Below are 24,209 nucleotides of genomic sequence, written 5' to 3' on the forward strand. Positions count from 1 at the left end.
GCGCCATCTCGGCGGCGGACAACCGGCCCGAAATGGCGCAGCCCGGCGGCGGCCTGCCCTCTGGTCTCGACGGATAGCCGGCGGCTAGCTATCCGCACTCACAGCGGCTCACACCGCAGGTCACGGCTGGTTCTGTCAGTCGGCGCGGCGGTCTGTCAGGGGTGTTGGCAAGAACCGCGACACCGGGGCCAATTAGTTGATCTTCGGTGGCCGAGGGCCTTCCCCCCGGGCCTGGACCACTAATCGGAGCCCTCTCCGGTACCGCCCCCGGCGACCAGAACCGACTCAGAGCCAATCAACGCTCTGCCCTTACCGGCTACGTCGACGCCGGGAAGGTGTGTCCTGAGGCATGAGGACTGTCAGGGCGCGGCGGGCCGCCCGCCGACGCTCTTCTCGCCGGGCAAACGTGGCGGTCAACGCGGCGATGACCACCGCGACGGCACGGGCGAGTGCGGGAAGCACGAGCGCGATCGCGGTGAAGATGAGTTCCATGGGAAGGTCCACGGCGTAGGCCCCTCGTTGTAGGGCGGTAGCCGAGGAGGAGTCCCTGTAAGGGCGTGGAAGAGGTCCTCGGCTGACCGCACGGGTCGTTAGCCGAGGTCTCTTCCGCCCAAAGATGATGGGCCTGACGCGCCGAGTGGGGCCTTCCACAAGGACTCCGCACCGTGCTGACGACGCGCCAGAGAAGGAATACTCCCCTCTGCCTCCATGATAGATGTGAATCAGGCGATGGGCGAGAGTCCTTGCGGGGTGGCTGCGAAGCCGTGCTGGCCCGCCGTCGTGGGGTGCTGGTAAGAGACGTGTCACCAGCCGCAAAACGCGCGTGATCGTGGTACTGCTCGCTGGTCTGATGCCTCGTGCCGGCCGCCTGGATACGGGCCTTCGCGTCCTGGTCCGGCTCATAAACGAGCGCGAACGACGAACAAGTTGTCCACGGAGAGGTGGCGCTCGGTCAGCTAGCTTGCGAAGAACTGACATGGGGTGGACCACGGCCATGTTCATCGCGGCCGACAGGGCGGTACAGGGCGATTCTCACCAACACCCCTGTCAGCGCCAGCCGCGCGGCGGCGAGCACCGGACTGACGACTGCCGTCACCCCTTCCGTGAGGGCTTACCCGCCCTTCACCACGGCGCAGCCAGCGCAGGGCCTGCGCGGCGGCTCACAGCGCAGGTCAGCGGCCGCCTGACAGGCCGGCGCGGCCGGTCGTTCCGCTCTGCTCCTCGCCGGTCGCGCCAGCGTCCCTCGGCTGACGCGTTGCCGAACGTTCGTTGACGAACCGCGAATGACGTTGCCGAACGAGTTGCGCTACCGGTGCTCGCGGACCTTCTCCACCGTCGGCACCGGGCTTACCAGTCGCGCCAAGAGTCCGTCAGTTCGCCCCGATCTAGTCCGCGGCGCGAGGTGAGGTCAGCAACGTCCACGCCTGCGGCGGTCAACACCGCATCGATGTACTCGGCGAGTTCCTCTCGCTCGCCGGTCTCGATCGCGCCGTGCTCCTCATCGGCGGAGTTGAGCTCCAGCACGACCCGCTCGACCGCTGCCCAGACCGCCTCGTCTGCCGCCGGGTTTACGGTGGAGACCTCACGCTCGTACGCGTCCAGGACGGCGTCCACCGCTGCAATGAACTCCGCCGGCCACAGCTGGGCGGCGTAGGTGTCTCCCGACGCCATGGTTCCTGCGGCCACCGCCGCTTCCTGGGTTGCTACCTCGCGTTGCCAACGCCGGGTTGGTCTTTCGATCATGACCGACAGCGTAGGTCGGCCTGTTTCGCGGAGCTTCCCCGCCTGGTGTCTCAACGTGGCACCCGCATCGTTTTCGGGACGCCACGCACGTCATCCATCGCCGCCATCCCGAGCGCCACATGCAAGCCCGCTCGCGTCAACTCTCGGTCGCTTGGCCGCGATCAACACGAAGATGTTTCGCAGCCCGCATCAGCGGTCGCCAAGTGGCCTCGTACGCCGCGTCAGCCGCCGCCCGCCAGAGTTCCTGCGACACACCGGCCGGGACATCGACCCGTAGTGGGACGTCGTGTGCAATCGCCACAGGAGCTGCGCGGGATCGACCTCGACCTGGTCGGCTGCCCACCTCAGGGTGCGCAGGTCCGGCACCCACTCGTCCTGCTGCTGAGGCACCGGGTCCATGCAACGACGATACAGCCCCAGGCATCGCCTCTCTGGTGCCGTCATCTTCTCTGGGGTCATCGCCGGCGGCCGGCCCAGCCGTTGTCCGCGGGCGCGGGCGGCGGCCAAGCCTTCGTTGGTGTTGGCCACGATGATGGTGCGGACGAACTTGGCCAGCGCGGCGAAGACGTGAAAGACAACATGCCCCCGGGAGTGGTGGTGTCCAGCTTCCCGTGCAGCGACAGGAACCCCCGCCCTGGCGCTTGAGTTGGCCCACGATCGCGATCAGGTCCTCCAGGGAACGGCCGAGCCGATCGAGGGACACCACGGTCAGCGCGTCACCGGGTCGGACGTGGTCGAACATCCGCTCCAGCTCCGGCCGGTCGGCGTTCTTGCCCGAGGCCTTGTCGAAGAAGCATTTGGCACAACCGGCCGCAAGTCAGTGCCGCCTCCTGGCGGGCGAGGTTCTGTTCCCGAGTGGAGAGCCGGCCGTAGCCGACGAGCACCCCGGACAGCGGGGCCGGCGCGAGAAGGTCACCCTGAGCGGGCGTGGGGGTGGGCATGCCGGTCGGGGTGCCCGAGAGACCCGTGGTCGGATTGTTGGCCACGCCGAGTTGCTGGACAGGGTTTGTCGGACGGGACTGACCGGCACACCGCCACTTTTCGATCTTGTTCGGCAAACGATCGTTTCTCAAACAAGATCAGAAACCCCCCGTTGCAGATCACCCAGCAGGGTGTTCCGCCACAGCAGGGTGGCTGTTCGTTGCAGTACGGGCCACGGCGGGTATCGGTGACGGCGGAGGTCGACGGCTGTCGACTGCCAGTTGATGTGAGGCACTGCCAGCGTGTCTGAGGCATCTCGCGAGGAGTACAGAAGTAGGTACGGCTGATCTTGCAGAGGTCAAGCCGGTCGCCAAGAGCAGAACTCCGCCCCGACCGGCCGGTACCGCCGATGGCCGGTACCGCCGCGATCGGGGCGGTTGTGCATCTGCTGGCCACCGCCATCGAGGAGGGCCGGGGCCTGCCCTCGGTGAGCGGCGTGCTGGCCGGCGCGGCCTACCGCCTGCTGCTGGCCTGGCGGCGGGGCCCCGGCCCGCGGCTAGCGCAGGTGCCGGGCGAAGAACCCGGCCGCGTCCTGCCCTGCGAACTGCGGGACACCGGTGTGTCCGCCCATGTTGGCGTGCAGCGTTTTCTCCTTGGAGCCGAAGGCGTCGAACAGGTCCAGGGCCGCCTGCCGGTCGTTGCCTTCGTCATCCCACTGCAGCAGGACATGCAGCGGAATGGTGACCTGTCGGGCCTCCTCGAACATGGCGCGCGGCACGAAACTCCCGGCGAAGAAGCCGGCGGCCACGATGCGGGGCTCGACCACCGCAAGCCGGATGCCGACGGAGATCACTCCCCCCGAGTACCCGATCGGGCCGCCGATCTCGGGCAGCGACAGGAGGGCGTCCAGGGCGGCCTGCGATTCCGGGACCGCCTTGTCGACGAGCGGGAGGATGAGGGCGTCGATGATCTCGGCGCTGATCGGCTCGCCGGCCTCCAGCGCCCGGCGCAGGTCGGCGCGGGCCTGCTCGGCGGCGGCCCAACGGGGCCGGTCACCGCTGCCGGGGAGCTCGATGGTGGCCGCGGCGAAGCCATACGCCGCGGCGTGCCGGGCTCGAGCCACCAGACGGGGGTACATCTTGCGTAGTCCGAGCGGGGGGTGGCCGAGCAGGATCAGCGGGACCGGTGCGGATGCGGATGCGGGCGTCCACAGGATGCCGGGGATCTCGCCGAGGGTGAATTCGCGTTCGAGGACGCCGTAATCGAGGCGCTGCTCAGTAGTGAATCGCATGGTCGTGCCTTTCGGGAGTGCTCGTGAAACGGCGCTCCCGGACGACCTATCGCCCGACCGTGACCCCAGAGGGGAGCACCCATGTCGAAACGTTCACGGGTACCACCTCCTCGGTCTCTCGCACGGCCTCGCGAAACTAGCAGCGGCGCCGTATTCCGCCAAACGTGTTTTTTGCGGAGGCTCCATGGCCGGATGCCACGGACAGGCAGCATGCGGTCAGGTGCGATGTGAGCTCACCGATCACGTCCAACGACGTGGCCCTGGTGGTCCCTTCCTGAGCCCCGCCCCGCCCTGACCGGCGGAGGCGGAACCTCGATGGTTCGGCCAGTGCCTGCTCTGCAAGATCACTCGCAACGCGGCTCTGCACCACAACCAATACGCCGACACCAACCCGGGCGACACGATCCCGACACCGCGACTTGCCTCAGAAAGACTGGCAGCAACCCTCACCAAACCTGCCAGTCATCTTGAGGCACCGCAGCTCAAGGGCATGATCATGCCTCAACCTCGTTGGCAGACGACAACGGCGACGGCCAGGAGACGGGCCTGTTCACGGTGGTGTACGAGGCCGGGGTCGACGCCCGGGAGCCGCAGTACGGGTCGATCCGGGAGTGGGTCACCGCGGCCGCGCAGGTTCACCCGGCGGTGCGTCGGCTCTCGGGTCGAAGAACCGCGAGGTGAGGTCGGTCAGCGCGGAGGGCCAGACGGTGTCGTACGAGCCGATCCCGGGAGCCGCGGTGCCGCCGACGGCGGGGGTGCCGCCGTTGGAAAGCATGTCTCGGTGGCGGACGGCGGACGGCCTGGCCTGATGAACAACGGCAGCGGCGACGAGTGGACGGTCGTGTTCACCGCCGAGGGCGCGTTCATCCATGTGTTCGACCACGAGTCGACGATGACGCACTACCGCAGTCCGGACCGCGAGCTGTGGCCCGGACTGCTCGACGGCATCCCGGCAGTGTTCCGTCCGCAGATCACGGAACCATCTTTCGGCGACGAGGAGGGACAGCTCCTCGCCACCGCTGTACTGTGGCGGCTCTCCGCTGACGACCGCTGGCACGCTGGCGAAGGCATCACCTTCCCTCCGACATCGTCGACCGGTACGTCACGTTCGCCGAGGACTACCACGAGACCGAACTGGACCCGACGGAGGTCGAGCACGTCGTCACGCACCGCCCCCCTCACCGACGTCATTGTGCAGGCATTGAACCGAGAGATGACCGTTGCCAGGCTGCACGAGGACCTCGCCGCGGTTGGGTACTCGACGGCGGCGGCGTGACGTCAGGCCCGTACCTGAACCGCTTCGGCAGCACGCTGGTCACTCAACGGCAACTCACGATGCCACCATGGCCAGGGAAAGGATGAGGTAGGCGTCCATAACCACATTCCGGCGGGTTGGCTGCCGTGCCAATCCATCATGCTTCGGCCCGCCGCTGCGGTCACCACTCGGCGCATGAGCGGAACCGGGCCGGTCGCAGACCCGCGAGTTGCTCGGCCTCCACGCCGTCCACGATCTCGGAGGCGATGAGCCGCCCGGCGGTGGGGGCCAGGGTGACGCCGGAATGCATCACGGCGATGTAGACCCCTCCCACGCCTGGGACGGGTCCGATGATCGGCAGCCCATCCGCGGGCATGGGCCGCGTTCCGAGCCGCACGCTGACCAGGTTGACGTCTTGGACGTCGAAGGTGGCGGTGAGCCGGCGCAACATCATCTCGCCCGCGCGCCGGAGGTCGTCCTGGTCGATCTCCCCGTCGTATCCGGCGGCAACCAGCAGATGACCGTCAGCCGCCTCACGCACCTCCAGATGCGGGGTGGCGACCAGTGTGCGGACCAGCCCGGGCGGTGCGGTGAAGCGCATGAGCAGAGCCGGGGACGGCGCGACGGGCAGATCGAATCCGAGCGGCCCGCACAGCATGGGCGCGTCGACACCGGCGGTCACGACGACGGTGTCGGCGGGCAGGAAGCCGTTGGACGTCCGCACTCCCCTGACCTGACGGTCACGCAGATCCAGTGCGGTGACGGCGGAGTTGGCCATCAGTTGCGCACCGTGCTCCTGCGCTGCACGCACCAGTGCCTGCGTCACGGCGACCGGGTCGATGGCGCCGTGACTCTCGACGTGCAGAGCGCGCATCGGCCGGGCCCTCAGGCGAGGCTCCAACAAACCGGCCGCCGTCGCGTCAACGACGTGCTCGCCGGGCGCGAGACAGCCGTCGTCAAGTTGTTCCTCGCCCCACATCAGGGCGCCTCGCCAGCGCACCCGCAGACCTGGTACCTCTTCCTCCAGACGCCGGTAGTCCTGCAGGACCCGACGCCGCAGGGCCGTGCCGGGATCCGGCACATCTCCCCCTCGTGGGCCGCCGATCCAAGCAAAGGAGTCCGCAGTCACTCCCGACGCGGGCAGGGACTTGTCCAGCAGGACAACCTCGGCTCCGGCCCGTGCGGCCTCGTACGCCACCGCGGCACCAACGATCCCGGCTCCCACGACCACGACCCGCACCACGTGGCCTCCGTCCTCCTCTTCCGTCGACCCATGCACCGGCTCTGGAACCGCGACATTCTCATCGGCATGACGTCTCATGCAGGACACGATGGTCGCACACGATCCGAAGTCGGCCGCCTATCCGCGATGTCCTGTCATCGGCACGTCCGCCCGTCGCGACCCGCCGGCCGGCTGCGCCTCACGACGCGCGATCTGCGGTAGATGAGGACGGCGGTGGCTTGGGTGGGTGGCCAGATGGGCCGTAGCGCTTCGCACCAGCCGCGTGCAGCTCGAGGTCGGCCCCGGCCCCTTCCACGACGACATTTGTCCAAGACTGATAGCCGACAGCCCATGCATCATCCCCCGCATGAACGACGTTGAGCACTCGCAGGGGATGCACGTGGTCCACGACGGCCCGCTGCAGGCGCCGCCGTTGCTGCTCGTCCACGGATCGGGAGCCTCGGGCGCTTCCTGGAGCCCGATGGTCCCGACACTCGCCGCCCACCATCACGTCATCCGGGTCGACCTCCCCGGCTGTGGCCAGTCCCCGCCCGCGCTGTCATACGACGTACCCGCACAGGCGGGCCGGGTGGCGGCGCTGCTCGACGACCTCGGCCTTCGGGACATCGCCGTGGTCGGGCACTCCAGCGGCGGCTACGTCGCCACCGCGCTTGCCGAACAGCGCCCCAACCTGGTGCGGTCACTCACCCTGATCAGCACCGGACCGAGTCCCGAGGCGCTCCTCCCACAGCCCGCCATCCTTCGGGTCCTGTTGGGCCCGATTTTCGGCCCGGTCGTCTGGTCGAGGCGTTCGGACGCAATGATTGGCAAGGGGATCAGGGCTACGACCGCACGGCCAGTGGACATCCCGGACGACGCGATCGCCGATCTCAAGGGCATCACCTACCGCGTGTTCAGGACGGTGCTGCGTCGCAACACCGAGTACATCGCCGAGCGGAGCGTGCCCGAGCGTCTCGCCGCCCTCGAGGTCCCTGTGCTGGTGATCTTCGGCGCCGCCGATCCCCGCTGGGACCCGTCGTCGGCGCACCAGTACGACGCGGTGCCGACCGCGCGGGTCGAGCTGCTGCCCGGCGTCGGGCACATCCCCATGTTCGAAGCGCCCGAGGCGGCCAGCGAACTGCTGCTGGGCTTCACGGCAACACCAACCCCGCCCGTGATCCCTCAGGCATAGGCTGGTCACGTGCTGTCGACCGGGACACAACCCGACTGGGCGTCGGTGAAGGTTGCAGTGCCGCGCCTGTCAGGTCGGCTGCCGGGGATCAGCATGGCCGGGTTCCGCCAACGTGCCCCAGCGCCACTCGTGGACATCGCCATGGTGGCACACCCATCCGTAACCCTGCTCATCGATCTGAGCGAGGGAGAAGGCCTCGTCTACGACACCCCTGGCCGGCACGAGCGCGGTAGCGTCGTCATCGGGCTTCTCCCCGGCGATCTTCGGGCAACTGGCCAGGGGGTCGGCGAGTGCCTCCAAATCCGGCTGGAGCCGGCCGTGGCGGCAGCGGTGCTCGGCGCATCGACCGAATTCAGCGGGACAGTCGTGTCCCTCGACGATGTCTGGGGCCACGACGCCGTGCGAGCCGAGCGCAGGCTGCGCGCCGCCACCTCGTGGGACGAACGGTTCACGATCGCGGTGGAAATCCTCGGCCGACGGCTGGGCGCCCGCCCACCGATCGATCCGGAAGTCGCCTACACCTGGCGGCGGACGCTCACCAGCCGGGGACGAGTCCGGGTCGATGGCCTGGCCGACGAGGTCGGCTGGAGCCGCAAGCGCCTGTGGTCCCGCTTCCGGTCCCAACTCGGCATCACACCCAAGCGCGCCGCCCAACTGGTGCGGTTCGACCACGCCGCCCACCTTCTCGCGGCGGGCCACTCCCCCGCCAGCGTTGCCATCGAGAGCGGCTACGTCGACCAGTCGCACCTTCACCGTGAGGTCAGGGCCTTTGCCGGGCTTACGCCCACGGCCGTGGCCGCCGCGCCGTGGCTCGCGATTGACGACGTTGCGTGGCCGGCTTCATCGCCAACCCGGAGCCCGGTGACGTGTGGCGAACACATCCCCGAACATCGTTGAACAGCCCGCCTACCACGATCTGGCTTCCCCACGACGCGCAGTTTGAGAAACACGCCGCTCTTGATCAGTCAGCATGCGGACGGCGGCAGATCCGGACACGGGGTGTCGAAGCGAGTCGGGCGGTACGGGTTCGGGTTCCGGCACGATGGGCTGGTGGGTGATCTGGTCGACCGGCGTACTGGCTGGCCCAGCCGGTCACGGCGGCGTGGACGTAGAAGGAGGAGGACGCGATGCAGGCGAGCCAGAAGGTCCGCCATCGACAGGCTGACGTCAACGGTCTGGAGGTGTTTTTTCGCGAGGCCGGGCGTCCCGGCCGGTCGACCGTACTGCTGCTGCACGGGTTCCCGAGCTCGTCGCACACGTTCCGGGAGGCCATGCCCACGCTGGCCGACGTCGCGTACGTGATCGCGCCTGATCTTCCCGGCTTCGGCATGTCCTCGTCGCCAACCGTCGACAAGTACGACTACACCTTCGAGAACCTCTCACGGGTGATCGAGAACCTACTCGACCAGCTTGGGGTCGAGCGCTTCTTCGTCTACCTGCACGACTTCGGCGCACCGGTGGGATACCACCTGGCCACTCGCGCCCCGAATCGCATCCGCGGCCTTGTTGTCCAGAGTGGCAACGCGCACGAGGACGGCCTCGGCGAGCAGTGGGACAGCGCCAAGGCGTACTGGGCCGACCCGACCGACGCCAGGCGCGCCGAGCTGCCGGACTGGTTGAACTTCGCTGGCACCCGTGACCAGTACCTCGCCGGGCTGCCCGAGTACCTGCGCACGCTGCACCCTCCCGAGTCGTGGCACCTCGACTGGGAGCGCATGAGCCGACCCGGCAACCTCGACGCGCAGTTCGCGCTGTTCAGTGACTACGCCAGCCACGTCGCGCGTTTCGGTGAGATCGCCGAGTACCACCGGGCTCACCAGCCGCCGGCGCTCGTGCTGTGGGGACGGCGCGACCCGTACTTCGACGTTGACGAGGTCCTCGCCTACCACCGCGCCCTCGATCGCATGGACGCGCACATCTACGACGGCGGGCACTTCTTGTTGGAGACGCACGCGGCCGAGTGCGCCGAGCTCATGCGGGCGTTCGTGCTCGACCACGCTTGAGCTGATTCGCCGTTCTACGCGGGCGGCCTCGAATCAGATCCTGCTTTGGCAGGGGCAGGGCCCAGGACACGCTCTCCCTGTCGGTCGGCGCGCGTGACGAGAGCGGCGTTCCGCTGATCGGTTCGTCGATCCCCATCTGAGTCACGGCCCGTTCCTGCGCGGGCCGCCGGACCGCCAGCCACTCGCTGCGGGAGGTCACCGAAGGAAGCCTCGGCCCTGACACCAGACCCAGGTCGGAGAGATCGATTGCGTACGCCAGCCAGCAGTGGCTCCCATGCCAGGATCGAACGCGCTGTCATCGGCACGAGCGGGTGGCGCAGCCCGCCTGGCGACCGTACGTGGCGCCCGCTCGGCGGCTACGGACGAGGATGCCGACCGTTCCAGCCGAGCGTTGATCTTGCAGGCGGCACCTCGCACGATGCCCGGCGCATACGGAACACTGGCGGGCATGGCTGACTTGGGCGATGCGAAGGCTGCGCTACACCACTACCTGCAGGCGGCTCGCGAAGACCTGATCTGGAAGCTCGACGGGCTGAGCGAACGCGAGGCCAGACTGCCCCGCACCGCGACCGGCAACAATCTGCTGGGAGTCGTCAAGCATTGCCTCAATGTCGAAGCCGGCTACTTCGGGCCTACCTTCGGGCGCGAATTCCCGACGCCTGAGGAACTGGTCCCCATGCAGGCGTTCGAGGAGGACCCGCAGGCAGACTGGTACGCGCGGGAGGAGGAGACGAAGGATGGGCTGATCGACCTGTATCGCCGTGTCGGGGTGTTCGCGGATCAGACGATCGAACAGCTACCGCTCGACGCGCCAGGGCGGGTGTCGTGGTGGCGGCCAGGTGGACAGGACGTGACGCTGCAAATAATCATCGTCCACGTGACCTGCGACCTCGCTCGTCACGCCGGTCACGCCGACATAATGCGCGAGCAGCACGACACGGCGATCGGCCTGCGGCGGGAGAACACCAACCTCCCTCACGACTATGACTGGCCGGCGTACGTCACCAGGCTGACGAAGCTGGCTGACCGCTTCGGATAGCCGCCCGGTCCCGTCGGTGCAGTCGGTGAGTTTCAGCATCCGCTCTTCGGCGGGCGAGGACGCCACGGCCGGCCAGCGCGACAAGGAGCGGACCACCGACCCATCCGCCACGGCCGGACGTACGGCATCCGGTTCAGACATGCACCGAGCCACGGCCAGGATGCGGCCGCCGACCAGGCCCGGAGACCATCCAGCAGAGCCTGCACGAACTTCTGGAACGTCCGCCCGACCCGTTCGGCCCCTGACCCGGCGCGGCTTTTTGGGCGTCCCGCGCCGCGGACCATCCGATCGGTATCGATCAGATACGATACGTCGGCCGGTCGGTCATAAGGGGGAATGACGTATGGGTCGCCGACGGAGGATCACCTGGCGGTATCTCGCCGCCGCGCTGCTGGCGCTGACCATGGGAGCGGTCGTCCTGCCGGCGCCCGCGCAGGCGGTGGACTACCCCGGCGGGCGGCGCATCTACAGCGTCGCGCTCGGGGCCATCCCCGCCGCCGGCGCGCCCGCCACCGCTCCGGTCTGGGTCCGGCTGGCGACCTACTACTTCTTCGGCAACGGCACGGTGACCGAGAGCTTCTGGTACTGGAACCGGTCCACCGTCGTCGGGGCCGCCGGCACGGGCGTCCGGACGACCGGCTGCACCGGCCACGACTGCGAGGTGCGGACGGCCGCCGGGTTCCAGCCCGGTGGCGTCGTGAAGTCCCTGAGCGGCACGTACACCAACGCCGGTGACAGCATCACCATCACCTGGAGCGGGGGCGTCCAGGAAACCTGGGCGGTCAGTCAGCCCGCCAGCGACCTGGCCCGGCTCGACTTCGTCAGCTCGAACTACGGGGTCACCGTCGGCTGGGGCTTCGGCAGTTCCGCCTCGAACGACGCGTACACGCCGGTAGGTAACATCCCGCTGGCCCAGTACACCGGCCGGTACGCCGGCTACAGCGGAAGCACCGGTGCCGCCGGCCCCAGCGGGATGGACCTCCGGTCGTTCGCCCGATGCAACGGGAACTGCCTGAGCTGGCTCAGCCCCCCGACCGCCACCTGTTCGTCCTGCCCGAACGGCGCGACCTCCGCCCCGATCCGCTACTACCTCGCGGGAGCGGGCCGGCGGAACTTCTACGAGCATTGGTGCACCTGCCTGACGTCTAGCACCTGCTACACCGGTGGTTCGCACCGCAAGCCGCAGCTCCAGGTGATCGGCGACAACGGGACGTTCCACGGGTGGGTCGGCGTGGAGGCATCCAACTCCACGGCGAACACCGGCTACTTCGCGGTGCACTTCCACGTGAACGTCTGACCGGCCGGGGGCACCGCCGGCTCAGGTCAGGGTGCGCAGGTCCAGGGTCTGCCAGGCGGTCATCCGTACGCCCGCCCGCCGGTGGGCCACCAGAGCACGTCGCCCCGGCAGAACACCAGCCCCACCCCGTCGGCCACCGCCACGGTGCGCCGTCGGGTGAGGTCGCACCGCCGCAGTTGCGTGGCGACGCCGGCGATGTCCTCCGGATCGATGTGCAGGTAGCCGTTCAGGCGTTGTCGTGCGTGAGCGACAAGGACGCCTGATCGAGCAGGGTTTCGCCTTCTGCTCCAGGGCAGCGACCACGTCAGCGCCGGATACCCAGCGCACCGGCGGCTCAGCGGAGCCGGCAAGCTGGACCCCGCGCCGCCGCGAGCTTGGCGGGGCCCGGGTGACGTTCAGCGGACCGAACAAGTCCGCCTCCACCGGGGCCCGGAAATCCTCGGGGGTGATCCCCCATGACGTACGCCTGCATGGAATATCGGTGAGCATCCGCCGTGGGTCGGCGACGGTCTTTTGGTCATCGGAACTTTCTGACATCATCCGGCGAAGGAATCGAAGATTATGACTGTGGAGGTTCGGATGCGCTCCCGCCTGACGAGTTCCCTCAGCGTCGCCGTGCTGGCGACCGCCGCGTTCCTGGTTCCGGCGTCGCCCGCAGCCGCCGCACCGTCGTTCCGGACGCCGTTCCCGTGCAACCAGACATGGTCCGGCCAGACCCGCACCACGCACAGCCCGCAGTACGCGATCGACTTCAACCGGACCAACGACCACGGCGATCCGGTCAAGGCCAGCGCCCCGGGCACAGTGGACGTGGTCGCCAACCTCGGTGACACCAGCTACGGCCGGTACGTGCGGATCAACCACGGCAACGGATACACCACCTACTACGCCCACCTCAGCGGGTTCAACGTCTCCGTCGGCCAGTCCGTCGGCTACAGCACTACCATCGGGTACGTGGGCAACAGCGGCGGCTCCTCCGGATCGCACCTGCACTACGAACAGCGCCTGAACGGCAAAGACATCATGGTGCGCTTCAGCGGCAACCTGGCTCTCTACTTCGGCACGCGGAACTACACGCGTACCGCCGGCTGCTGATCCACCGATCGACTGCCCCGGTTTCGGGCACGGGCGACGGCCCTCCGGTTGGATCCGGCCGTCGCCGCCACCCGGCGGGGAGTCGTCGGGCCCGGCACGTGACCGGCCGCCGAACGGGTGGCCGCGGGAAACGGAAGGCCCGCCTCGGGCCGCGGGCCTTCCGTCAGCAGTTTCGTCAGAAGTGGATGCCTGAGAAGAACAGGTCGATGCCGGAGATCGACACGTCGTAGTTGACACCGACGAACCCCCGGTGCCGCCTGGCCGGGTGGCGTTGATCGCCTGTACCGTCGCCTCCTGCGTGCCCACCGCGCCGATGACCGAGGCCGAGCCCGCCCGTGAGTTCCTTCGTCTTCGCCATGCCCTCCTCGCCACGCTCCTCGACGATGTCAGTCGCGCCGTAGCACCGAGCGAGCTTCTGCGGGTTAAAGCCGATGGTGAGCGAGGCCTTGCGCGACTTTGATGGACCAGGCGATCTCGTGCTCGAGCACCTCGCGGTTAGAAGGAGCCTGCGTGCGCCGCACTGGCGTTCACGACATCATCCTCGACCATCAGAAGGCGGCTCGGCAACACGACCGCTCATCGGCATAGCCGGTTGGTCGCGGGAAAGGCATGCTCCCGTGCCGTGTCGGCTTCCTTTCTGCGGCCGTGCGCTATGAAGTGATGTGCTCCCGAAAGTGTGGGCATGTCGCCAGGTCCTGGTGGGAGCAGCCGGAGGCACAGTCGAGCAGGGCCATTGCCGCCTGGGCGCGCTCGATGCGCCGCGCTAGTTCGTGGCGGTGCCGGCGCAGGAGTTCCCGACGGCGGACGGGGCTGTCGGTGGCGAGGACGGCGCGGATGTCGGCGAGGCTAAGGCCGGCCTCCTTGGCCCGCAGGATAGTGGCGATACGGAACAGGTCGGCGTCGTCGTAGCGGCGCCGGTCGCCGCCGGAACGGCTCGGCGCGAGTAATCCCATCGACTCCCAGTGCCGAAGAACGTGCGTCGCAAGCCCGAACCGGGCCGCCGCGTCGCCGATGCTCACTCCGACGGTTGACTTCATGTCGACATTAGGTCGCAAGCTGGCGGGCGTGTCAAAACAATCTGACCTACAGGCGATGGTGGCGAGACTCGACTCGGCCGACGACCTTTCCGCCCTGGTGGCGCTTCGGCGGCGTTCGTACGACCTGTTACGCCTGCGGCCCGGCACCACGGTCGTGGACGTCGGGACCGGCACCGGCAGGGCGGTGGCGGAGCTGCTCGGGTACGGCGTCCGGGCGATTGGCGTCGACACGGCCGAGGCCATGATCGGCGTTGCACGGCGCCGGTACCCCCACGCCGATTTCCGCATGGCTTCCGCCTACCGGCTGCCGTTCCGAGACATGGACGTTACGGGCTACCGGGCTGACAAGGTATTCCACCAGTTGTCCAACCCGGTCGCCGCAATCACTGAGGCCGTCAGGGTGCTCGCACCCGGTGGCCGGATCGTGCTTGCCGGGCAGGACTGGGACACCGTGGCCGTCGAGGGCGACGACGCGACCTTGACCAGACGGATCGTGCAAGCTCGGGCCGATACGATCGCGCATCCGACGATCGCCCGGACATACCACGAGATGCTGCGCGATGGCGGCTTCGGCGAGGTCGAGTCGGAAACGCACAGCCTGGTCTTCACCGACGCCCTCGCAGTCGATATGCTGCGCGGATTCGCCCACGCCGCGCTCAAGTCCGGTGCGGTCACCCAAGCCGAATCCCACACGTGGATCGACGAACAGCGACGCCGCGCTCTCGACGGTCACCTCAGGCTGACGGTGCCGCTGTTCGTCGCCGCGGGCACGGCCTGACACGCACCACGTCACGATGGTGCACCCGGGCCGACCTCGACGCCGACGCACGCTCGTCGGCTATGACTGAGTGACCGCTCGCCCGATCACCGTGACGGTGGCGGCGGCAATGATTTCCGCGAACAGGGGCGACATGACGCCCGTGGGCGCGCCGACCGGCGGAGATCCCGTGAGATTCTTCTGGCACAGCGCCGGATCCGGGGCGAGTCGTTCGTAGGACACAGCCGAGAGGCGGCCGGACGAGGTCGCCGGGACAAGGGAGTCGTGGGATGACGCGGTACTTGATTTCGTTCGATGACGGCGCGATGGACCACATCCCCGACGAGGATTGGCCCGACGTGGGTAAGGCCTCGCACGCGGTGGTTGAGGAGGCCGTGAACGCCGGCGTGTTTGTGTTCGGCGCTGGACTCGAACGCCAGAGGGCGAGCGTCGTGGCTACAGACGGGATGGTCACCGATGGCCCTTACCCGGAGACCAAGGAGGTCATCGGCGGGTTCGTGGTCGTCGACGTGGCGGACCGCGAGGAGGCGCTGGCGTGGGCGGCCAAGATTGCTGGCGCTTGCCGCTGCGCGCAAGAGGTCCGGGAGCTCATGCCCGATCCAGAAACAGACGCGATGCTCCGCCGGGATGACAGGTGATGATGACGCTCCGACGACGTCTCTGATCGAGGAAGACCCGCCACGTCAGCGCAAGACGGGCGTGGCCGCGGTTGACGACGCGGGTCTGCGCATCGACCTGAACCAGGACGCCGTGGCGATGGCCCCGGGGATCGGGGCGTGGGTGAAGCCCGGTCCCTGCGCCTGGTCGGATCCCCGCAGCCACTGAGCAACCAGTGGAGCGGCAGCTGCCCAGCGCGGCGCGCATGCCCGCTCATCGGGATGCCCGCAAAGGAAACCGCACCGAGAGTGGCCGATGCAGCGTGACCGGTGCGCCGGCCCCAGCGCGCACGATCGGCGACGATGAGGACGTCCGCGTTCCATCTGTGCCGGCTGCTCTCCGCAGTACGCCTCTCTGGGCCGGCGACCACCATTCGCGGCGTAGCATCGTTCGACCAGGTAGCAGCGAGTTTCTGGCATGCGACCGTCACGCACGGCATGCTGCCGTCGCTGACACCGCACGTGGTTCCCGCGGCCGAGCGGTCCTGGGAGTCACGCTGCCCGACGACTTCCTTTGCCGGCAGGTCAGCCAACAGCAAGGTCGAGCGTGACCAGCACGGCTTGGGGCACCAGGTTTCTGGCGCGTTGGGCAACTCGCGTTCTGTCGGGTTCCGCCGCTGGACCGGCCCTGACCGGCGTCGCCGTCGCCGGTCAGGGTTCCCGTTCACGGCACGCTGTGCGATTCGGTCACACCCGGCCGCACAGAGCGTTTTGGATCAGCGTGTCGGCACCGCGTTGCTGCCGGAGGAGGCTGTCCAGCGAATCGCCGAGCGAGGCGGACATGGACACCACGGCGCTGCGCCGGCCGTCGTCGGTGACGCCGGTGACCGTGATGTAGCCGCCGTCGCCGCCGTCGTGGCCCCAGTAGACGCCGCCGCAGGGCAGCGGGCGGCTCACCAGGCCGAGCCCGTAGAGACCGCCCGGCCAGATCGCGTTGATGTCCTCGCTGACCTCGACCGTTCGCTTCATGTCGGCCAGTTGTGCGGGGCGCAGCAGCCGGCCGCCCAGCAGCGCACGGAAGAACCGGTCGAGGTCCCGGGTGCTGGAGACCATGGAGTCCGGGTCCACCAGAACCTGCTCGGTGACGTCCACCAGCTCACCGGTCTCGAACAGCTGGTATGCCTGAGCGTGCGGCTGGGGTAGGAACGGCGAGGTCCCGGGCCAGGTGGTGTGGCGCAGCCCGAGCGGACCGACGATCCGGTCGGTGACCTCCTGTTGCAGAGAACGGCCGGTGACCCGCTCGATGATCATGCCGACCAGGACGAAGCCGGTGTTGGAGTAGGCCCAACCCTCTTCGGGTTCGAAGTCCGGCGGGTGCTTCATCGCCCGCGCCACGAGTTGCTCGCGGGTGTACACGTCGTATCGCTGCTGGAGGTACTCCTCGGGCGTTGTGTAGCCGGGCAGGTCGTCGTGAATGCCGCTGGTGTTCTGCAGGAGGTGACGCACGGTGATCCGGCGGCCGTCGTTGTCGTTGCCGCGGACCACGCCGGGTAGCCACCGCTCGACGGTGTCGTCGAGAGACAGTCGGTTTTCCTCGACCAGTTGCAGGACGACGGTGGCTTCGATCGCCTTGCGGGTACTCGCGATCCGGAAGCGTCCGTTGGGTGGCACCGGGCGCCCGGTGGCGCGGTCGGCGACGCCGCTGGTGGCGACGAGGTGCCGGCCGTCGGAGGTGGTCACGCGGGCTTGAACGCCGGTCACCCCGAGGGCGTGGATCGCGTCGGTGTCCCGTTGCAACCGGGCGCCGGCGTGGCCGGAACCGGTCACCGATCCTTCGGCCGGGTAGAGCCCGGTGACCGTGAACGTGAACGTGAGGGCGACAAGTCCCGCGGCCGCACCCAGCGCGACCCGCCGCCTCGATAGTTTTCCGCTGTTCAATCTCATGTCGATGACGTTAGGAGCCGCGTCGACGCGGACCGATACCTCGTACCACCGGATATGTGGTACAGCTGGCTGTAGTGCCGCTGGCGTCACTCGCGAACGCCAATCGCGTCGACCGGCTGCGACCGCATGGCGATCCGAGCCGAGTTCATGATGGCGGCCCAGCCGAGCAGCCCGGCGACCACGACGATTCCCAGGTAGATGAGCGGTGGGATGGACGGAATCAGCGTCCTGGTCAGTCCGATGCTCGTGCCGATCAAGGACGGGATCGCGGCCAGGGTACCGATGAGCACGGCTGCGACGACGATGATCCTCGTCTCGCTGCGCATCATCGCGAACACCTGGCGACGGGTGGCGCCGACCAGTTGGAGCAGGGCGAATTCGCGGAAGCGTGCGGCGGTCGCCATCACCAGGGTGTTCGCCACGGCGATCGCGAGGTAGCCGAGCAGGACCGCGTTGAGGATGAGGCCAACCGTCGACTCGCCGGCGGCCGCAGCGCTCTGCGCGGCGACGAACGACTCGCGGTTGTTGACCTGGACGGTCGGGAGGTGTTGGACGGCGGATCGCAACGCATCGCCGAGTGCCCCGACGCCGGTTCCCGTCGCCGCCGTGACCAGCACCACGAAGTCCAGGCGGTCGGTGGTGTGTTCGAGGACGAGGTCGTGCGGCAGCGTGACGTCACCGAGGCCGAGTCCTCTCTCGTAGAGCGCTACCACCGTGGGTTTGATCGGCGTGCCGTCATCGAGATGGAGGTCGACGGTGTCGCCGAGAGCGGCGCCGAGGGTGCCCGCCACGATCCGGCTCAACGCCACCGTGTTGCCCTGCACATCCGCGACATCGCCCTCGAGAACGGCGAGATCCATGGTCTCGGCGAGCTGGTCACCGGTGACCCCCTGTGCCGAGTAGGTCCTGATCTGAGGGCTGTCCCTCGATCCGAAGGTCGCCAGCGTCCGCGTACGGACGACCGGGGTCACCGCCGAGACGCCGGGCACGTCCCGGAGCAGGTCCGCGACCTCGGGCGACACGCCGGCGGACGTGGACGTGACGACGTAGTCCGCGCGCAGTCCGTCTGCGGCCTGATCCCGCGCGGCCGAACTCGCGGTCGTCCCGCTGAAGAGCTGCCCGACGGCCAGGGTGATACCCATGATCAGAGGAGTGGTCGCCGCGGCGAGCCGTCGTGAGTTGGCGTGCGCGTTCGCGGTCGCGAGGAACCCGCCGACGCCCGACCTGCGGTTCAACCAGGGGCCCAGCACGGTGACGGCACCGCCGAGCAACCGCGGCCCCAGCAGCGCGACGGCGAAGACGAGCAGGAACGCCGAGAAGGCCGCGCTTTCAGCGGCCCCTTCACCGGGTAGCCACCACGGCAGCACGACCGCCATGGCGAGACCGGCGGGGACCAGCAGCAAGCCGACGGTCAACCGGAGCCATCCGAGTTCGGGTGGCTCCACCGCGGCCTCGCCGAGCGCGTCCACCGGCCTGAGCTTGGCCGCGCGCCGGGCGGCTATCCAGCCGCCCAGACGGGCGCTGATCAGGCACAGCACCATCGCCGCGAGTACCGGCAGCGGGCCGATCGACAGTTCGAAGTCGTCTGGTAGCGCACCGACCAGGGTGAAGGCTTCACGGAGGAGGAAGCTCAGCCCGATGCCAGGAATCACGCCGAGCACTGCCCCGACCGTGCCCACCACCATGGTCTCGGCGGCGATCATGCCGAGCACCTGCTTCGGGGTCGCGCCGATCGCCCTCAGCAGCGCCAGTTCCCGCAGCCGCTGCCGAACGGACAGGGCGAGGGTGCTCCCCACGACGATCATGATCACCAGGACCATGGTGCTACCGAACGCCAGGGACAGCTCGCTGATGAACGAACGCGTGCTGCCGAGGTCGAGGAACTCGGCCTCGCTCCGGTCGCTGCCGGTGTAGACGACCACATCGGCGGCTGCCGCCCTGATGGCGCTGGCCAGCTCGTCGGCACTGGCGCCGGGTGCGGCCAGCACGCCGATCGCGTCCACCCGGTCCGGTTGACCGGTCAGTTCCCGGGCCCGGTCATCGGTGAAGAACAACGCGGCCTGCCGGGCCAGTCGGCCTCCTGGCAGACCCGCGATGCCCGTTACCCGGTAGGTCGACGTGGTCGAGCCGACTGCAAGCCGAACCGACGCGCCGACGGTGACGCCGGCCCGCTCGGCCAGCGCGGAGTCCAGCACCACGTCGTCCGGCCGGGTCGGGGCCTGGCCGGCGGTCGTGGTGAACGGACCGAGCGCGGCCGACTGCCAGCCGTGCCCGAGCGCGGGGGTGCCGTCCGGCCCGGCGAGCACCTCGGCGTCCGCCGTCACGAGGCTCACCGGGACGTTGACGTCGGCGATCGCCGCCCGGACGCCAGGCACTCGCGCGATGTCGCCGACCCGGTCGGCCGGCAGGGTGGCCCGCTCGCCGAACCGGGGATCCACGTCGTCGGCCACCGGCAGTGCCTGCGGGGCGCCCACCACCAGATCGGCAGCCTGGTAGCGCTCGGTGGGCACGCCCGAGCGTTCGCTGCTCTCCAGCAGGATCCCGCAGGCCGTGATCACCGCCGAGCCGAACAGCACCGCGACGAATGCGGCGACGAACCCGCCCTTGCGTCCCTTGACCGTGCTCCATGCCAGCGCCAGCGTGCGCTTCGACATCACGCGGCGGCTCACGGCTCCCCCAGGTGAGTCATCCGCTCGGCGATCTGCTCGGCGGACGGTCGGGTCATCTCACCGGCCAACCGGCCGTCGGCGAGGAACACCACGGTGTCGGCCTGCGCGCCCGCGACCGGATCGTGCGTGACCATCAGCACGGTCTGCCCCAGGTCGTCGACGATCTTTCTGAGCAGTGCCAGGACCTGGCGGCCGCTGCGGCTGTCCAGCGCGCCGGTCGGCTCGTCGGCGCACACCAGGTCGGGCCGGTTGATGAGCGCTCGGGCGATCGCCACCCGCTGCTGCTGGCCACCGGAGAGCTGGCTCGGGCGCCGGTCGTGATGCTCGGCTAGCCCGACCGCGGCGAGGACACTCGCCAGTTGCTCGGGATCGACCGGTTTCTCGGCCAACCGGACAGGCAACGTGACGTTGTCCGCCACGGTCAGCGCACCGAGCAGGTTGTACGCCTGGAAGACGAACCCGATCCGGTCCCGCCGGAGCTCGGTCAACTCGGTCTCCGACAGGCTGGACAGCTCCGTGTCACCCAGCACGACCCGACCCGATGTCGGCCGGTCCAGACCGGCCGCGCAGTTCAGAAAGGTGCTCTTGCCGGACCCGGACGGGCCCATGACGGCGGTGAACGTACCGCGCGGGAATCCGGCTGTCACCCCGTCGAGAGCGCGTACCGTGTTCTTCCCCGACCCGTACTCCGTCGACACCGAATCCAATCGCACTGCGTACGATTGCGTTGCAAATGCCGGCATTGCACCCGGGTATAGCGAGTCGGTCGCGGTGGCCTCGACCGGCACCACGCGTCGTCTCGATGGGTTTCTCCTGGTCAACCTCATGCATCCGACGCTAGATTTCCGCGTCGTCGGATACCGATACCCCGTACTACCGGATGCGAGGTACAGCTGGCTGTAGTGCCACAGGCGGCGACCACCGGGCAGACTCGACGCCGTGTCGGGAACGCAAAGGGACGCTGCCCCCGGGGAGGGTACGCAGCAAGGGCATACTGCGACGTCGGGGCGACGGTGGGTGCAGGCGTGGCGTGGCGGGTCCTACCTCCTGGGATCACTGGCCACCGGGATCGCCACTCTGCTCGCACTGCCGCTGCTGTGCCATCCGAGGCTCGCGCGGCGTTGGGCGAATTGGCACCGTGACCGCGCCGGCCGGCTGCTCGGGACGCCGTTGGCATCGCGTCCTGCCCTGCACACGACGGAACGCCGCGCATGGGCCGATCCGGCCACACCCCGCGACCTGCTCTGGCTGCCGGTGAACGCCATCACCGGGGTAGCACTCGGCCTACTCACGTTGCTGTGCGTGGGCAACCTCCTGCCCGCCGCGGTCGCCACACCGCTGTGGTGGGGGTTCGCACCGGAGGATCGGCCCCGGCTGTTCATCGACATTCCGGTGACCGGCTGGGCGACAGCCCTCACCCTCGGTCCACTGCAGATTCTCCTGCTCACCGCCTTGGCGTACCTGGCCTTCCCGCCGATCGCTCGCGCACACGCCCGGATCTGCCTGGTAGTGCTGTCGCACTCCACGGCCGAACAGCTCGCCGACCGGGTCGCCGTGTTGACCCGCACCCGGGCAGACGTGCTCGACGCACACGGCGCAGAGCTACGCCGGATCGAACGCGACCTGCACGACGGCACCCAGGCCCGGCTGGTGGCCATCGCGATGCGGCTGGCCGTGGCCCGGCAGGCGTTAACCAACAATCCGCGAAATGAGCAGTTCCTGGAAGAACTTCTTCGGGACGCACACGAAGGAACCGAAGAGGCGATGACCGAACTCCGCGAGGTGATCCGAACCGTCTACCCGCCGATCCTCGCCGACCGCGGCCTCACCGGCGCACTGACCGCGGTGACGGCCCGCTGCGGCGTGCCAACCCACCTGGACACCGGCAACCTCGAGAAGGTACCGGCGGCCGTGGAGGCCGTCGTCTACTTCGCCGTCGCCGAGGCACTCACCAACGTCGCCAAGCACAGCCGAGCAACCACGGCCGGCGTACGGGTGAGCCGAACGGCAGACCGGTTATCGGTGACGATCACCGATGACGGCGCCGGCGGCGCCGACGATCGGCTGGGCACCGGCCTTGCCGGGATCCGTCGCCGGGTGCTCGCGCTCGACGGCACCATCGACATCGACAGCCCGGCCGGCGGGCCGACGACGATCACCATGGAGCTGCCGTGCGGGTGGTGATCGCCGAAGACAACGTCCTGCTGGCCACCGGACTGGAACTACTACTCAACAGCGTGGGGTTCGACATCGCCGCCATCGCGGGCGACGCGGCGGGCTTCCTCACCGCCGTGCGGGACCATCAACCCGACGTCACCATCGTCGATGTCCGGCTACCGCCGTCATTTCGCGACGAGGGTATCCGAGCCGCCCTGCAGGCCCGTCGAGAGCATCCTGGCCTACCGGTCCTGGTGCTGTCGCAGTACGTCGAGCAGCAGTACGCCGCCGAACTACTCGCCACCACCGGCGGCGGCGTCGGCTACCTCCTCAAGGATCGCGTCAGCCGGGTGGATGAGTTTGTCGACGCGCTGCGCCGAGTGGCCGACGGTGGCACCGCCATGGACACCGAAGTCATCACCCAACTCCTCGCCCACCGCAGGGATCCGATCGCCGTCCTCACCCCCCGCGAACGCGAGGTACTCGCGCTGATGGCCCAGGGACACGACAACAACACCATCGCTGACCGGCTTGTCATCACCGACAACGCCGTACACAAGCACATCGGCAACATCTTCAACAAGCTGGGCCTCGCCGTCACCGACAGCGGCCACCGCCGCGTCCTCGCCGTTCTCACCTACCTCAACGGCGCGGGCCAGATCGGCGGCGACTGAGCACACCGGTGGCTCGGTCAACTGCGCCACAACAGCGCGGTCATCAGCCCGATCATGACGGTCAGCGCCCGGTGGGCGGCACGCGAGGCCGACAGCCCGAGTACCGCCCACCTCGTCCTACAGTCCCTGCTGAAACACTCCCTCGGGCCAGCCGAGGAGTCGGGCGCCGAGCACGGCGGCGTGGAGTGTGAAGCGTTGGGTGGGCTCGTTGGGGTGGTAGCCGGTCAGGTGGTGGATGCGGTCGAGGCGATAGGTGACCGCTCGTACGGAGAGGTGCATCTGACGGGCGGTGGCGGTGTGGTTGCCCTGGTTGTCGAAGAGCACGGTCAGGGTGTCCAGGTATGGCTGTACGCCACCGCGGGCGGTGGTGAGGGGACCGAGGACGGTGGTGACCAGGTCGGTTATCGCGTCGCGGTCGCGCAGCAGGACGGGGAAGACCAGCAGGTCGGCGGCGTTGAGGACGGGTGCGGTGAAACCGAGTTTGGCGGCGTGGTCGAGGGCGTTGCGGGCCTCGTCCAGCGAGGTGGCCAGGCCGTGCACGCCGGGGTGGGGGCGGCCGACGGCCACCTGCCAGCCTTCGGCGCCTAGTTCGGCGAGGAGCAGGTGTGCCAGTTCGGCGTCGATGCCCCGTAGGCCCCCGGCGCTGATACACACCAGGTCGCCTTCGCGCAGGGTGGTAAGGGTGTTGCCCTCGCCGAACCGGGCGGCGAGCGCCGCGTCGACGCGGTGGATGAGGTCGGCGGTGAGGCGGGGCGTACGGGCGACCAGAACGGTGTGGGTGGCCGACAGGCGGATGCCGTAGCGGTGAGCGCGTTCGGCCAGGCTGCCGGGTTCGGCTCGGCCGGTGAGCAGGTCATTGACGAACGCGGCACGTTCGGTGTCGTGGCGGACCAGCTCGGCGCGGGACTGGTCGAGGTAGCCGTCGAGGGCGGCCAACAGCACCGAACGTGCGGTGTCCAGGAGTGCCGCGACGCGGCTGTGCACGGCGGTCGGGCTGTCGGCGGGTTCGAGGGGTGAGGTGTTCCAGCAGACGCCGGTAGCAGCAAATACGCGGTCGACGAGGTCGTGCGGTTGCAGGTCCTCATCTGCGGCGCGGGCGCCCAGCCGGGCGGCGGCCTCGCCGCGCTGGTCGCCGGCCGGGGCGCGCAAGAGGTCTTCGAGGCCTTGGGCCAGCCAGGTGTGAGCGTCCCTGGGCTGTTCCTTCTGGGGCAGGACTTCGAGCGGGCGGCGCAGTTGCGGGACAAGGAGAAGCAGCTGCTCGGGCAGAAGGCGCAGCGGGAGAAGGAGTGGAAGGCC

At 68.8% G+C, this 24,209-nt stretch carries 24 protein-coding genes; 13 read left to right on the forward strand and 11 right to left on the reverse strand.

The annotated features are described in order from the left end of the window. Nucleotides 1–1,347: 1,347 nt before the first annotated feature. The 3 genes from AB0L34_RS21790 to AB0L34_RS21800 all read right to left on the reverse strand — a co-directional run bounded on the left by AB0L34_RS21790 (nucleotide 1,348) and on the right by AB0L34_RS21800 (nucleotide 3,955). Nucleotides 1,348–1,743: a hypothetical protein gene (locus AB0L34_RS21790; protein WP_363706123.1), complete on the reverse strand. Its 396-nt coding sequence runs from the start codon at nucleotides 1,741–1,743 to the stop codon at nucleotides 1,348–1,350. A 136-nt stretch (nucleotides 1,744–1,879) separates the two neighbouring features. Beyond that, nucleotides 1,880–2,485, reverse strand: coding sequence for a recombinase family protein (locus tag AB0L34_RS21795; protein ID WP_363706125.1), 606 nt, complete (start codon nucleotides 2,483–2,485; stop codon nucleotides 1,880–1,882). A 735-nt stretch (nucleotides 2,486–3,220) separates the two neighbouring features. Beyond that, nucleotides 3,221–3,955 carry an alpha/beta hydrolase gene (locus AB0L34_RS21800; protein WP_363706127.1) on the reverse strand — a complete coding sequence of 245 codons (735 nt, stop codon included), beginning with the start codon at nucleotides 3,953–3,955 and terminating at the stop codon, nucleotides 3,221–3,223. Between the two features lie 510 nt (nucleotides 3,956–4,465). On the opposite strand from AB0L34_RS21800, the gene AB0L34_RS21805 reads away from it, so the two are divergent. Then, nucleotides 4,466–4,636 (forward strand): hypothetical protein, encoded by a 171-nt coding sequence (locus AB0L34_RS21805; RefSeq protein ID WP_363706129.1) that lies wholly within the window; start codon nucleotides 4,466–4,468, stop codon nucleotides 4,634–4,636. A 100-nt stretch (nucleotides 4,637–4,736) separates the two neighbouring features. Further along, nucleotides 4,737–5,231, forward strand: coding sequence for a hypothetical protein (locus AB0L34_RS21810; RefSeq protein ID WP_363706131.1), 495 nt, complete (start codon nucleotides 4,737–4,739; stop codon nucleotides 5,229–5,231). A gap of 160 nt (nucleotides 5,232–5,391) precedes the next feature. Here the strand turns inward: AB0L34_RS21810 and AB0L34_RS21815 are convergent, their stop codons facing one another. Then, nucleotides 5,392–6,453 carry an FAD-dependent oxidoreductase gene (locus AB0L34_RS21815; RefSeq protein WP_363706133.1) on the reverse strand — a complete coding sequence of 354 codons (1,062 nt, stop codon included), beginning with the start codon at nucleotides 6,451–6,453 and terminating at the stop codon, nucleotides 5,392–5,394. A gap of 346 nt (nucleotides 6,454–6,799) precedes the next feature. Between AB0L34_RS21815 and AB0L34_RS21820 the strand changes: the two genes are divergently transcribed. From AB0L34_RS21820 to AB0L34_RS21840, 5 genes are all read left to right on the forward strand, one after another. Continuing rightward, nucleotides 6,800–7,624 carry an alpha/beta hydrolase gene (locus tag AB0L34_RS21820; RefSeq protein WP_363706135.1) on the forward strand — a complete coding sequence of 275 codons (825 nt, stop codon included), beginning with the start codon at nucleotides 6,800–6,802 and terminating at the stop codon, nucleotides 7,622–7,624. Between the two features lie 9 nt (nucleotides 7,625–7,633). After that, nucleotides 7,634–8,521: a helix-turn-helix domain-containing protein gene (locus AB0L34_RS21825; protein ID WP_363706137.1), complete on the forward strand. Its 888-nt coding sequence runs from the start codon at nucleotides 7,634–7,636 to the stop codon at nucleotides 8,519–8,521. Nucleotides 8,522–8,751: 230 nt separating this feature from the next. Next, entirely contained in the window at nucleotides 8,752–9,627 is an 876-nt protein-coding gene (locus AB0L34_RS21830; RefSeq protein WP_363706139.1) for an alpha/beta hydrolase, read from the forward strand. A gap of 448 nt (nucleotides 9,628–10,075) precedes the next feature. Next, the gene (locus AB0L34_RS21835) at nucleotides 10,076–10,666 is read left to right on the forward strand and encodes a DinB family protein (RefSeq protein WP_363706141.1); all 591 of its coding nucleotides are present in this window, start codon (nucleotides 10,076–10,078) and stop codon (nucleotides 10,664–10,666) included. A 343-nt stretch (nucleotides 10,667–11,009) separates the two neighbouring features. Then, nucleotides 11,010–11,963 (forward strand): hypothetical protein, encoded by a 954-nt coding sequence (locus AB0L34_RS21840; protein WP_363706143.1) that lies wholly within the window; start codon nucleotides 11,010–11,012, stop codon nucleotides 11,961–11,963. A gap of 59 nt (nucleotides 11,964–12,022) precedes the next feature. On the opposite strand, the gene AB0L34_RS21845 is transcribed toward AB0L34_RS21840, so the two are convergent. Beyond that, entirely contained in the window at nucleotides 12,023–12,313 is a 291-nt protein-coding gene (locus tag AB0L34_RS21845) for a hypothetical protein (RefSeq protein WP_363706145.1), read from the reverse strand. 229 nt (nucleotides 12,314–12,542) lie between these two features. On the opposite strand from AB0L34_RS21845, the gene AB0L34_RS21850 reads away from it, so the two are divergent. Then, nucleotides 12,543–13,058, forward strand: coding sequence for a M23 family metallopeptidase (locus tag AB0L34_RS21850; RefSeq protein WP_363706146.1), 516 nt, complete (start codon nucleotides 12,543–12,545; stop codon nucleotides 13,056–13,058). A 175-nt stretch (nucleotides 13,059–13,233) separates the two neighbouring features. On the opposite strand, the gene AB0L34_RS21855 is transcribed toward AB0L34_RS21850, so the two are convergent. Both AB0L34_RS21855 and AB0L34_RS21860 read right to left on the reverse strand, forming a co-directional pair. After that, nucleotides 13,234–13,416, reverse strand: coding sequence for a hypothetical protein (locus tag AB0L34_RS21855; RefSeq protein WP_363706148.1), 183 nt, complete (start codon nucleotides 13,414–13,416; stop codon nucleotides 13,234–13,236). A 292-nt stretch (nucleotides 13,417–13,708) separates the two neighbouring features. After that, nucleotides 13,709–14,095, reverse strand: a complete 387-nt coding sequence (locus AB0L34_RS21860; RefSeq protein ID WP_363706150.1) for a MerR family transcriptional regulator — start codon at nucleotides 14,093–14,095, stop codon at nucleotides 13,709–13,711. Here AB0L34_RS21860 and AB0L34_RS21865 point away from each other — a divergent pair. The 3 genes from AB0L34_RS21865 to AB0L34_RS21875 all read left to right on the forward strand — a co-directional run bounded on the left by AB0L34_RS21865 (nucleotide 14,094) and on the right by AB0L34_RS21875 (nucleotide 15,698). Continuing rightward, a complete protein-coding gene (locus AB0L34_RS21865) occupies nucleotides 14,094–14,873 on the forward strand; it encodes a methyltransferase domain-containing protein (protein WP_363706152.1) in 780 nt (259 codons plus the stop codon). The two genes, AB0L34_RS21860 and AB0L34_RS21865, sit on opposite strands and share 2 nt — an antisense overlap. 269 nt (nucleotides 14,874–15,142) lie before the next feature. Further along, complete coding sequence (locus tag AB0L34_RS21870; RefSeq protein ID WP_363706154.1) at nucleotides 15,143–15,511, forward strand: YciI family protein; 369 nt, start codon at nucleotides 15,143–15,145, stop codon at nucleotides 15,509–15,511. Continuing rightward, on the forward strand, nucleotides 15,501–15,698 hold the full coding sequence (locus tag AB0L34_RS21875; protein ID WP_363706156.1) for a hypothetical protein: 198 nt from the start codon (nucleotides 15,501–15,503) through the stop codon (nucleotides 15,696–15,698). The genes AB0L34_RS21870 and AB0L34_RS21875 overlap by 11 nt, the downstream gene beginning before the upstream one ends. 518 nt (nucleotides 15,699–16,216) lie before the next feature. Here AB0L34_RS21875 and AB0L34_RS21880 read toward each other — a convergent pair. The 3 genes from AB0L34_RS21880 to AB0L34_RS21890 form a co-directional block, all read right to left on the reverse strand. Next, entirely contained in the window at nucleotides 16,217–17,413 is a 1,197-nt protein-coding gene (locus tag AB0L34_RS21880; RefSeq protein WP_363706158.1) for a serine hydrolase domain-containing protein, read from the reverse strand. A gap of 86 nt (nucleotides 17,414–17,499) precedes the next feature. Then, entirely contained in the window at nucleotides 17,500–20,067 is a 2,568-nt protein-coding gene (locus tag AB0L34_RS21885) for an FtsX-like permease family protein (RefSeq protein WP_363706160.1), read from the reverse strand. Nucleotides 20,068–20,078: 11 nt separating this feature from the next. Continuing rightward, nucleotides 20,079–20,825 carry an ABC transporter ATP-binding protein gene (locus AB0L34_RS21890; protein ID WP_363706161.1) on the reverse strand — a complete coding sequence of 249 codons (747 nt, stop codon included), beginning with the start codon at nucleotides 20,823–20,825 and terminating at the stop codon, nucleotides 20,079–20,081. 274 nt (nucleotides 20,826–21,099) lie between these two features. Between AB0L34_RS21890 and AB0L34_RS21895 the strand changes: the two genes are divergently transcribed. Together AB0L34_RS21895 and AB0L34_RS21900 are read left to right on the forward strand one after the other, a co-directional pair. Further along, nucleotides 21,100–22,266, forward strand: coding sequence for a histidine kinase (locus AB0L34_RS21895; RefSeq protein ID WP_363706163.1), 1,167 nt, complete (start codon nucleotides 21,100–21,102; stop codon nucleotides 22,264–22,266). Next, nucleotides 22,254–22,913: a response regulator transcription factor gene (locus tag AB0L34_RS21900; RefSeq protein ID WP_363706165.1), complete on the forward strand. Its 660-nt coding sequence runs from the start codon at nucleotides 22,254–22,256 to the stop codon at nucleotides 22,911–22,913. Before AB0L34_RS21895 ends, AB0L34_RS21900 begins: the two co-directional genes overlap by 13 nt. A 117-nt stretch (nucleotides 22,914–23,030) precedes the next feature. Here the strand turns inward: AB0L34_RS21900 and AB0L34_RS21905 are convergent, their stop codons facing one another. Then, nucleotides 23,031–24,062, reverse strand: coding sequence for a helix-turn-helix domain-containing protein (locus AB0L34_RS21905; RefSeq protein WP_363706167.1), 1,032 nt, complete (start codon nucleotides 24,060–24,062; stop codon nucleotides 23,031–23,033). Nucleotides 24,063–24,209 lie beyond the last annotated feature (147 nt).

This window comes from Micromonospora sp. NPDC052213 (assembly GCF_040679695.1).
Taxonomy (GTDB): domain Bacteria; phylum Actinomycetota; class Actinomycetes; order Mycobacteriales; family Micromonosporaceae; genus Micromonospora.

Bases quoted from the DNA above. Each gene is read 5' to 3' on its own strand.
- AB0L34_RS21800 (WP_363706127.1), bottom strand. From the start codon at position 3,955: ATGCGATTCACTACTGAGCAGCGCCTCGATTACGGCGTCCTCGAACGC.
- AB0L34_RS21795 (WP_363706125.1), bottom strand. From the start codon at position 2,485: ATGTTCGACCACGTCCGACCCGGTGACGCGCTGACCGTGGTGTCCCTC.
- AB0L34_RS21875 (WP_363706156.1), top strand. From the start codon at position 15,501: ATGACAGGTGATGATGACGCTCCGACGACGTCTCTGATCGAGGAAGAC.
- AB0L34_RS21820 (WP_363706135.1), top strand. From the start codon at position 6,800: ATGAACGACGTTGAGCACTCGCAGGGGATGCACGTGGTCCACGACGGC.
- AB0L34_RS21870 (WP_363706154.1), top strand. From the start codon at position 15,143: ATGACGCGGTACTTGATTTCGTTCGATGACGGCGCGATGGACCACATC.
- AB0L34_RS21835 (WP_363706141.1), top strand. From the start codon at position 10,076: ATGGCTGACTTGGGCGATGCGAAGGCTGCGCTACACCACTACCTGCAG.
- AB0L34_RS21890 (WP_363706161.1), bottom strand. From the start codon at position 20,825: ATGCCGGCATTTGCAACGCAATCGTACGCAGTGCGATTGGATTCGGTG.
- AB0L34_RS21830 (WP_363706139.1), top strand. From the start codon at position 8,752: ATGCAGGCGAGCCAGAAGGTCCGCCATCGACAGGCTGACGTCAACGGT.
- AB0L34_RS21880 (WP_363706158.1), bottom strand. From the start codon at position 17,413: ATGAGATTGAACAGCGGAAAACTATCGAGGCGGCGGGTCGCGCTGGGT.
- AB0L34_RS21855 (WP_363706148.1), bottom strand. From the start codon at position 13,416: ATGGCGAAGACGAAGGAACTCACGGGCGGGCTCGGCCTCGGTCATCGG.
- AB0L34_RS21790 (WP_363706123.1), bottom strand. From the start codon at position 1,743: ATGATCGAAAGACCAACCCGGCGTTGGCAACGCGAGGTAGCAACCCAG.
- AB0L34_RS21885 (WP_363706160.1), bottom strand. From the start codon at position 20,067: ATGTCGAAGCGCACGCTGGCGCTGGCATGGAGCACGGTCAAGGGACGC.
- AB0L34_RS21860 (WP_363706150.1), bottom strand. From the start codon at position 14,095: ATGAAGTCAACCGTCGGAGTGAGCATCGGCGACGCGGCGGCCCGGTTC.
- AB0L34_RS21850 (WP_363706146.1), top strand. From the start codon at position 12,543: ATGCGCTCCCGCCTGACGAGTTCCCTCAGCGTCGCCGTGCTGGCGACC.
- AB0L34_RS21840 (WP_363706143.1), top strand. From the start codon at position 11,010: ATGGGTCGCCGACGGAGGATCACCTGGCGGTATCTCGCCGCCGCGCTG.
- AB0L34_RS21865 (WP_363706152.1), top strand. From the start codon at position 14,094: ATGTCGACATTAGGTCGCAAGCTGGCGGGCGTGTCAAAACAATCTGAC.